The 4,669-nt window shown below is 49.0% G+C and carries 2 protein-coding genes; both read right to left on the minus strand.

The window, feature by feature from the left end:
- Window positions 1-219: 219 nt before the first annotated feature.
- Window positions 220-3,099, minus strand: coding sequence for a toll/interleukin-1 receptor domain-containing protein (locus tag ACN4EG_RS27135; RefSeq protein ID WP_431633408.1), 2,880 nt, complete (start codon window positions 3,097-3,099; stop codon window positions 220-222).
- Window positions 3,100-3,228: 129 nt separating this feature from the next.
- Complete coding sequence (locus ACN4EG_RS27140; protein WP_431633409.1) at window positions 3,229-4,356, minus strand: C1 family peptidase; 1,128 nt, start codon at window positions 4,354-4,356, stop codon at window positions 3,229-3,231.
- Window positions 4,357-4,669: the final 313 nt, after the last annotated feature.

Raw genomic sequence — 4,669 nt, forward strand, 5'->3', positions numbered from 1 at the left:
GAGTTGCGTCAACAACGAAGGGTAGTGCTCTAAATTGTTGGGAACCCAGCGACCCCATGCTTCATGCCGACCCGTCAAAGAAGGATGTCCATGGCGATCGCTATGAGAAACTACACTACGAACAAACTCCTCCCAAGTCAACCGTATAGCATCAAAAAATATTAACTTTCCTTCTTGAAAGCAAAATTTGAAAGTTGATTAGCGAGAAGAGACGATGTTCTATTTCCTGGAATGTGCTGCCTTACGAGAAAGATCGTCGCAAAATTCTCGATCGCGAATGCTGTCTGAATTATTTAATGCTTTAGAGTTAGTCATTAAGTAATCATGGAGCCAACTGCAACTCCGATCGAGGAGAGAATCTAACTGCAAATTCTGAAGATTCCAGACAAGGACTCGTTTGTCATCACTGGCAGAAACTAGTTTTTGGCCATCAGGGCTAAAACTGAGGCCATAGATGCCGCTGCGGTGACCATTCAAGCTAGCAATCAACCGACCATCCAAACGCCACAATTTGATTGAGCGATCGTCGCTGGAAGACGCGATCGTTTGACCATCGGGGCTAAAGCGTACCGCTAGAACAATCCCTTGATGACCTGTTAAGGAGCGTAGAAAAGTGCCATCCCGTTTCCAGAGCTTGACCGTTCGATCGTTGCTTGCCGAAGCAATGATTTGACTATCAGGACTAAAAGCAACATCTCGAATGGCCTGCTGATCATGAGCATTAAAAGTTTTGACCGGGGTTTGTTGTTTTCTCAGGAATCCATCCATGCTCCATAGTTGAATCTCTCCCTTCTGAGTACCTAAAATCAGCAACTGACCATCGGGGCTAAAGTTTACATTGTCTAACCGACTGCTAGAAGTTTTGACCTGAGTGATTGGTGTTCCATCAACTTTCCAAACATATAGTGTTCCATCCGTGTCTCCCGCAGCAATCCATTGATCATTGGAACTAAATTGAACTTTATGGATGATCCCATTGGTAGGGATGCGTTTTTTTTCTTTGCCATTCCAATCCCATACAATAATGTAGGAATCAGCTCCAGCAGATGCAAAGTGTTTACCATTAGGACTCACACTGACGCTATAAATTTGATTCTCGTGTCTTTCTAAGATTTTCTGCAAATCCCCATTCGGTGACCACAGGCGGAGAGTCGTATCACTACTACCCGAAATAATTTTCTGACCATCAGAGCTGAAGCTAACAGCGTTCACAGGTTCTTTGTGGCCAATCAGTGGTGAAAGAATACTGCGATCGAAGCGCCAAAGTTTTAAAGTTGTATCTTGGCTGGCAGAGGCGAGGAGTAACTGGTTGCGATCGGGGGCAAAGCTTACCCCATTAATCATGTCACTGTGTCCCTTGAGCGACTCCAGAAAAGTGCCATCCTGCCAGCGCCAGAGGTCAATCACTTTATCCGCACTGGCCGTAGCGAGGATGCGACCATCGGGACTAAAGGCGAGGCCATAGAGGGGGCGATCGGCACGTTCGGGGTCGGGTTGAAAAAACTGACGCAGGAGTTTACCCGTCTTATGATCCCAAAGGGAAATCTTGCCCTTAATATCAACAGCTGCGATCGTGCGACCATCGGGGCTAAATTTCACTTGGGTAATGAGATCCTGAGCGCCCTTTAATTGCTTTAGAACTTTGCCATTCATCGTCCACAGGCGCACGACTTTATCTTCGCCTGCGGAAGCCATCAGGGTTCCATCAGGACTGAGCGCTACGCTGTAAATAGCCTTGGGATGCTGACGCAGGATAACGCCCGGTTTACCCTCGATCGACCATTGGCGAATCGTCCCGTCTTCTCCCGCTGACCACAGGGATTGCCCATCGAGGCTAAAGGTGACACTGTTCACAGCTCCTTTATGACCAGATAGGACGGGGCCAGGGGTGCCATCACGCCGCCACAGCCGCACGGTACCATCTTTACTAGCAGAGGCAAGCTGCTGACTATTGGGGCTGAAACTGACAAAAAAGACGCCATCTTGATGACCTTCTAGGGTCGCGATCGCTTGACCATTCAACTGCCACAGCCGCACGGTTTTATCGCCACTGGTAGACGCCAAAATTTGACCATCGGGGCTAAACTCAACTCCCGCAACCCAGTCCTTGTGGCCTTCCAATCGGTTGGATTCCATGACCCAATAAGCCGCTTGCAGAGCCGTATCCGTAACTTTTTGTTGTGTCTCCGCATCGGCCCAAGTCGCTTGTTTCAAGAGCCGACTGGCCCGCAGACTTTGAATTAAAGCATCAAAGACGTTATTTTCCTTAAACAGTGCTTCAGAAAAGGCTCCTAAGGTTTTGATTTCATTGACTGCGGCCATTTGATATTGCCGATAGGCAAAAAAGCCCAATCCACTGGCAATCACGAAGGCGATCGTCATCGTACCCAGCAACGTCCGTTGTAGCCGAATCAGCGATCGCTGCTGAGCCCGTTCAGTACGGCGGCTGGTGTCGATATATTGCAGTTGCAGAGTATTGGGTTCAGGCTGTTTGTTGGCTCCTTCAATGCACCATTGCTCCGCCCGTTCTAAGTCCATTCCCCGCAGCAAAAAACTTTCATCTTCGTTGTGGTTCTGCCATTCCTGGGCCCGTAGTAATAGCCGCGTGTGGGCCCGTACGTGGAGGAGATCCGTATCTAGAGCCTCTGTCAATTTGGCAAAGGACTCATTCCAGTTGTCCTCAGGACGAAAAAAAATCCAATTTAAATCAGCGAGGGGTTGAGGCGTGTCTTGGGGGTTGACGTTTTCACAGACGATCGGAATTAAACGCTTATTCATCTGAAGCGCTGTTTCATACTCAACCCGGCATTCGTAGGAAGCTAAGTATTCCGGGCTCAGCACTGCAATGAAACTATCCGCTGCGGAAATCCCTCGATGAATTTCAGCCCGCCAATTAACGCTGGGTGGAATGTCAGCCCAATCAATCCAAATATTGCGCTGTTGTTTTTGTAGATTTTGATAGAACCTTTGAATAAACTCAAGATTGCGCCGACAGTAGGAAATGAAAAGATCAAATTGACTATCAGGAAGTTGATTAGAGTCATCCTCGGCAGGTGGCTGGGGCTGGGGACGATCGGAGGAATGCTCAGAATTATGCATAAAACACAGCAATCATAGAACACAGCAATCAAACCTAGGAGCAACCGGGATCACATTATGATGGAGCACTGGCGCATGGGAGATTTTGGATTATACAGTTTTCCCAATATCTAGAACTCTGTGTCTAGACTATTTCCTGGGGGGCTTAATTTTGGGATTAGACGTTTCTCCCAGGCGCATCATTTTGGCTTGTTCTTCAGCTGGAATGCCGAGATTGTTGGTTTCCATCCATTTCGCGTCTAGCAACGTCCACCAATCGCTGCATAATTGATTCTGCTTGTCGGCTTTAAGAATATAGTCGTAGGGCAACCAGCCAAACCCTTGTTCGCCCCAATCGCTTCCCCAGGAATTTTTAAAGTAAATCGCTCCGGGGCTGTGATTGGGAACGGTGTGGTTGTCGTCGTAGCCGATCGCGAGGGCGGCGTGGCCTTTGATGGGGTGATCGGTGTTGCAGTCGGGGATTGTGTCAGGTAAGGCGATGTCTCCCGTGGCCCTGGAGTCAGCATACAGGGTGTCGCTCAAAACTCGGAATCCAAAAATGGCTGGAAATCCGCCGAGGAGGGCGGCTTTGATTTGGGCGAGGAGGGCGGTCTGGGTCATGTCGGGCCGATCGAGGCGGAAATAGCGCAGGGTTTGGTAGCTTTGGGCGTAGGCGTAGCAAAAGGCCGGGGGATCGATCAAGAGATTGTCTGGGTTGAGGGTTTGATCGAGATCGCGGTTTTCTGGGGAGGGGGGGTGCCATTTCCAATATTTTTCTGGGGGTAACCCAAAAATCATCATGGCTTTGAGGGTCGATCGCAGGGATGCGCCGCTATCTTGCTCTTGGGTACCATCGATTAAGCGGGTGATGCGATAGAGAAAACGACTGGAAAAACGGGTATCATCGGGGCCGTTGCCTTGGCCTTGGCTATAGCGGGAAGCGAAGTACTCCATGAGGGCGATGCCTGCATGGGCAGTGCAAGCGTTGTAGCCATGTTCCGATTGATTTTCGATGCGATGGCAATGCTCTTGGAGTTCGAGGAACCTGGCTGGGAACGATCGCTGGAGATTGTTGTCTAGCAGGGTTTCCAATTGTTTGACGGTGCCCCGCAAGAGGAGATAGATTTGCTCGGGATCGGGGGCAGAGGTGGTAGTTTGATTAATTTCGGCGGGCTGTAATTGAATGACAGTGGGGACTGGTAAAGGCTCTGGGGCGTTGGGGCTGGCTGGCAATTGGGGGGAGAGGACTTTTGCAGGTACCAGTCTGGCTGGCACCATGGTTAGGAGGGTGACATCCTTGTCTGGGGTTAGTTTTTGTAGGGTTTCTAACGTATTTCCTAGGGATTGCCGAGAGGAAAGCCCTGTTTTTTGATCGTTTAAAGATTTACTTTGATTTGGGTTAAGGCGATCGGGTAGAGTGAAGGCAAATTTTACGAATTTCTGCCAGTTATCATCTTGAGAGGAGGTATTAGTCTGCTTATCGCTAGTGGAGTGTCAGGATTAATTTTGTGAGTTTGAGCGAGAATGGATTTAGGATCTGATTGGTTCTGAAATCCACTCTTGTAGGAATATCGTATGGGCAAAGTGTACA

This window comes from Alkalinema pantanalense CENA528 (genome assembly GCF_050753345.1).
In the GTDB taxonomy this organism is placed as follows: domain Bacteria; phylum Cyanobacteriota; class Cyanobacteriia; order Leptolyngbyales; family Leptolyngbyaceae; genus Alkalinema; species Alkalinema pantanalense.